This is a genomic window from Vibrio sp. 1-1(7) (assembly GCF_013048485.1).
GTDB classification, from domain to species: domain Bacteria; phylum Pseudomonadota; class Gammaproteobacteria; order Enterobacterales; family Vibrionaceae; genus Vibrio; species Vibrio fujianensis.
The window spans coordinates 1-894 of record NZ_VHSP01000029.1; the positions used below are offsets into that span (position 1 = coordinate 1).

Here is an 894-nt window from a genome sequence, read left to right on the forward strand (position 1 = left end):
CTGCCCCTTAATGCGGCGTTATACAAACGAGGGACAAAATGAGTTCAGATAAAGCTACAGCGGTATTGGCAAAAGGGGTTGTTGAGTTCCTCGGTAGAATTTGTAACCCTGCTGCAGATGAGATCGGACTTTTGCTACAAGACAAAGTTCGGGCGTATCGCAATAAAAATTTTGAATCAATAGCTTCAAAGGCTGAAGTCAAAGTTAATAAAAACTCCAGAATAGAGCCTACGATCAATCCTAGATTATTGTACAAGATCTATGAAGAAGGCTCGTGGTCAGAATCAGATAACCTCCAAGAGATGTGGGCTGGTTTGTTGTCAGCTTCTTGTTTTGATGACCGAAGTGATCAGAATATGATTTATGTAGACCTTCTATCTAAAATGTCTTCAACCGAAGCTAGGTTATTTGATTTCATAGCCAGAAGCACAAAGTGGTCAATTAACTCGTCAACGGCTTTACCCGAAACAAATGCGATATTTCCAACGATAGATATGCTCAAAGAGTCTTGTGGTATATCTGATCAAGATGATCTTGATGAATGTCTAACTCATCTATCCGCATTAGGCGTAATCAACTTCGAAAATTACCCAGATATAGACTCTTACACTTCAACGGCAAAAGAAGTGTTCAGTGACTACGACTTTGATGACTTCTTTGCACCTGACTGGTCGTACTCCGTTGAACTATCATTGACTCAAGTGGGCTATAGGCTGTTTATAAAAACAACTGGTGAAAGTGTAGGTTTACGTCAGTATATTCAGAAGAATCACACAATTAGTCAAAGAAATGAAGAGTTTGAGCATGGGTGGTAGCGGTTAAGTGTTTGTATAACAAAGCATTTAAGAGTGATTCGCAACGCTTGGCAGTTTCGCTTCGCTCAAGTATAGCCAA

Annotated in this window: 1 protein-coding gene; it reads left to right on the forward strand. The window is 39.9% G+C overall.

The window, feature by feature from the left end; translation table 11 throughout:
* Positions 1-38: 38 nt before the first annotated feature.
* Entirely contained in the window at positions 39-815 is a 777-nt protein-coding gene (locus FKN05_RS16495) for an Abi-alpha family protein (protein ID WP_124009249.1), read from the forward strand.
* The last annotated feature ends 79 nt before the right edge of the window (positions 816-894 follow it).

Coding starts and splice junctions, on each gene's coding strand:
- FKN05_RS16495 (WP_124009249.1), top strand. CDS start 39: ATGAGTTCAGATAAAGCTACAGCGGTATTGGCAAAAGGGGTTGTTGAG.